This window comes from Vibrio sp. M260118, assembly GCF_036533755.1.
GTDB lineage: Bacteria > Pseudomonadota > Gammaproteobacteria > Enterobacterales > Vibrionaceae > Vibrio.
In genome coordinates, this window is sequence record NZ_JATABG010000345.1 from 1 (window position 1) to 3,696 (window position 3,696).

5 protein-coding genes are annotated in these 3,696 nt (G+C 48.6%); all 5 read left to right on the forward strand.

Annotated features, from left to right (window positions below):
- On the forward strand, positions 1 to 346 hold a 346-nt coding region (locus QTO00_RS16385), incomplete at its 5' end, for an aldehyde dehydrogenase family protein (RefSeq protein ID WP_331425742.1).
- A gap of 9 nt (positions 347 to 355) precedes the next feature.
- Positions 356 to 1,510 carry an acyl-CoA dehydrogenase family protein gene (locus QTO00_RS16390; RefSeq protein WP_331425743.1) on the forward strand — a complete coding sequence of 385 codons (1,155 nt, stop codon included), beginning with the start codon at positions 356 to 358 and terminating at the stop codon, positions 1,508 to 1,510.
- A gap of 11 nt (positions 1,511 to 1,521) precedes the next feature.
- Positions 1,522 to 2,310: an enoyl-CoA hydratase gene (locus QTO00_RS16395; protein WP_331425744.1), complete on the forward strand. Its 789-nt coding sequence runs from the start codon at positions 1,522 to 1,524 to the stop codon at positions 2,308 to 2,310.
- Positions 2,311 to 2,327: 17 nt separating this feature from the next.
- Positions 2,328 to 3,458: an enoyl-CoA hydratase/isomerase family protein gene (locus tag QTO00_RS16400; protein ID WP_331425745.1), complete on the forward strand. Its 1,131-nt coding sequence runs from the start codon at positions 2,328 to 2,330 to the stop codon at positions 3,456 to 3,458.
- An 18-nt stretch (positions 3,459 to 3,476) separates the two neighbouring features.
- Positions 3,477 to 3,696, forward strand: a 220-nt coding sequence (locus QTO00_RS16405; protein ID WP_331425746.1) for an NAD(P)-binding domain-containing protein, incomplete at its 3' end; no start/stop codon positions are given.

Here is a 3,696-nt window from a genome sequence, read left to right on the forward strand (position 1 = left end):
CTTTGGGCCAGTGCTCGTTTGTATCGAGGTTGAAACGCTGGAAGAGGCAATAGCGCTAATCAACAATAACCCTTATGGCAATGGCACTTCTATTTTTACCGCTAGTGGCGCAGCAGCGAGAAAGTTCCAACATGAGATTTTGGTCGGGCAGGTCGGGATTAATGTTCCTATTCCCGTACCATTACCGTTTTTCTCCTTTACGGGTTGGCGAGGTAGCTTCTATGGTGATCTCCACGCTTATGGCAAGCAGGCGGTACGTTTTTATACCGAAACCAAAACTGTCACGGCGCGTTGGTTTGATGACGATATCCCAAGCGGCCCAAACATGACGATTCAGCTTCGCTAAGGAGGCGTTATGGATTTCGAGTTAAATGAAGACCAAGTTGCTTTTGCCGGTACCGCAAGCCAGTATGCCAAAGAGCAGCTTATGCCGAATGCCGCTGAGTGGGACGAGAAGCAAATTTTTCCTAAAGAGGTTCTCAAGCAGGCTGGCGAGCTTGGTTTTCTTGGTCTGTATACGCCGGAGGGACAGGGTGGATTGGGGTTGAGCCGCTTAGATTCGTCTATTGTTTTTGAGCAGCTCGCTATGGGTTGTACTTCAACCACGGCATTTATGACCATCCACAATATGGTTGCATGGATGATTGGCAGCTTTGCTACTCAAGAGGTTCAAGTACACTTTTGTCCTAAGCTGATTAGCGGCGAGTGGTTGGGCTCGTACTGTTTGACCGAGCCGAATGCGGGCTCAGATGCTGCTTCATTAACCTCTTCAGCCAAATTAACCGAGCAAGGCTATGTGATTAACGGCACTAAGGTGTTTATCTCCGGCGCAGGTGAAACCGATGTGCTGGTGGTAATGGCTCGGACGGGCGACAAAGGGGCAAAGGGAATCTCGGCATTTGTGGTACCTGCGGATAGCCAAGGTATTAGCTACGGTCGCAAAGAGCCGAAAATGGGTTGGAACTCCCAGCCAACACGAAGCATCACATTTGAAAATGTTGTCGTTCCTAAAGAGTACTTGCTTGGAGAAGAAGGACAGGGCTTCACTTTTGCGATGAAAGGGCTTGATGGCGGACGGATCAACATCGCCACCTGCTCCGTCGGAACCGCGCAACAAGCATTAAACCTTGCACTTGAATATAGCAAAGAACGTAAACAATTTGGCAATGCACTGGCAAGCTTTCAGGCGCTGCAGTTTAAGTTGGCTGATATGGCAACAGAATTGATCGCCGCGCGGCAAATGGTCAGGCTGGCGGCAAGCAAATTAGACCGTGGCGACCCAGAGGCAACAGCTTACTGCGCAATGGCGAAACGGTTCGCTACCGATGTGGGTTTTAAGGTCTGTGATCAGGCGCTTCAGTTGTTTGGCGGCTATGGTTATATCAAAGAGTATCCGTTGGAGCGCCATTTCAGAGATGTCAGAGTCCATCAAATACTCGAAGGAACCAATGAGATCATGCGCCTAATCATCGCACGACGCTTACTAAGCGAAGGCTCGCAAATATTCTAAGGGAATCGATTATGTCTCAGCAAACCATCAACCCTATTGAACATAAGATTGACAACCATGTCGCTGTGCTGACCATGAACAACCCGCCAGCCAATACCTGGACTAAACAGAGTTTGAATCAGTTAAAAAGCTTAGTGTTAGAGCTCAATGATAATTTGGATGTCTACGCGCTAGTGATTACTGGGCAGGGCGACAAGTTCTTCTCTGCAGGTGCGGATCTTAACTTGTTCGCTTCGGGTGATACACGTGTCGCTGCGGAGATGGCGCGGGTGTTTGGTGAAGCGTTTGAAACCTTAAGTGCATTTCGAGGCGTCTCAATTGCTGCGATTAATGGTTACGCAATGGGCGGTGGGCTAGAGGTCGCTCTAGCCTGTGATATTAGAGTCGTTGAACAGCAGGCCATGCTGGCTTTACCCGAGGCTAAAGTGGGTCTATTGCCATGTGCTGGAGGCACGCAAAATCTTACCGCGTTGGTCGGGGAAGGCTGGGCAAAACGAATCATACTATGTGGCGAACAAGTGAGTGCTGAAAAAGCACTAGAAGTTCGTCTAGTGGAAGAGGTGGTTGAGCAAGGAAAGGCATTAGAGACAGCTGTTCGTCTTGCTGAAATGGTCGCAAACCAATCGCCGCCTTCGGTTACTGCGTGTAAATCATTAATCCAAAACACCCGTAATCACCCAATTTCGCATGGATTATTGAAAGAACGAGAACTGTTTATCCACCTATTTGATACTCAGGACCAAACTGAGGGCGTTAATGCCTTTTTGGAAAAACGCCGCCCAGAGTGGAAAAACAGGTAGGTTGAGGAGGAAGCAACATGAGTGAGTCTGTTCATTTTGCTGAGCTGCCCTGTAGTGACAGCGAGCATAAAATTGCCATCGCGACGTTAGATAACGCGGCATCTTTAAATGCCCTTTCGTTGGATATGCTGACTAGTTTAAAGCACCAACTAAATAAGTGGCACGATGACGACACCATCATCTGCGTGCTACTTGAGGGGGCAGGAGATAAAGCATTTTGCGCCGGGGGCGATGTACGTACTATGCACAGGGTGATGCACGACTCCACTGATGCGCAGATAGAAGATTTCTGCACCCACTTTTTTACCATCGAATATCAATGTGACTATTTAATCCATACCTATTGTAAACCTATCATTGCATGGGGTCAGGGCATTGTTATGGGCGGGGGCATGGGCCTCTATATGGGCTCTAGTCACAAGGTGGTTACTCCAAGCTCGCGCCTTGCGATGCCGGAAATCAGTATTGGCTTATACCCAGATGTTGGCGGAACATGGTTTTTAAATCGTCTCGATGATGGAGTGGGGTTATTTCTAGGTTTGACAGGGATGATGGTCAATGCCGCTGATGCACTTCAACTTCACTTGACTGATCACATAGTACTGTCGAGTGGCAAAGCAACATTGCTAGAGCAGCTCCAAGTCGCAGATTGGGATTGTGGTGATGACGCTTATGAAGTGGTCACAGAAATGCTTGAGTCTTTACAAATGGGAGCTGAAGAGCAGGCACCTGCGACGCAGATCAGCCGTTATCTTTCGAATATTCAAACCGCATGTCATGGCGAGAATATCACGCAAGTCGTCGAACAAATTGGTACGCTCGATATAAGTGAACCTTGGCTAGAAACGGCCAAGAATAACCTTAAGCAGGGCAGTCCGATTAGTGCTCATATCTGCTATCGCCAGATGATTGATCACCACAACCTCTCGCTAGCGGATTGTTTTCGTTTAGAGCTGACTGTTTCGGTTCGAAGCGCCTTACTTGGAGAGTTTCGTGAAGGGGTACGTTCGAGGCTCATCGATAAAGATGGCGACCCTAAGTGGCAATACAAAAGCGTTGCCGAGGTGGATGAGCATGTTATTGAAGGTTTGTTTACCCCTCTTTGGGATGATGAGAATCACCCCCTATTGCAACTAGGCCATTACTAACTTTCAGGAGCACGACATATGGAAACCATCGCATTTATCGGGCTAGGTAACATGGGCGCACCGATGGCACTTAATCTTGTCTCGGCTGGATTCAACGTTCAAGTCTATGACTTAGTCGAGAGCCTAACCAAACCGCTGACCGAAGCGGGGGCTAAGGTCTGCGACTCTCTGAAAAACGTTGCTGAGGGGGCTGATGTGGTGATTAGCATGTTACCAGCGGGCGAACATGTTAGGTCGG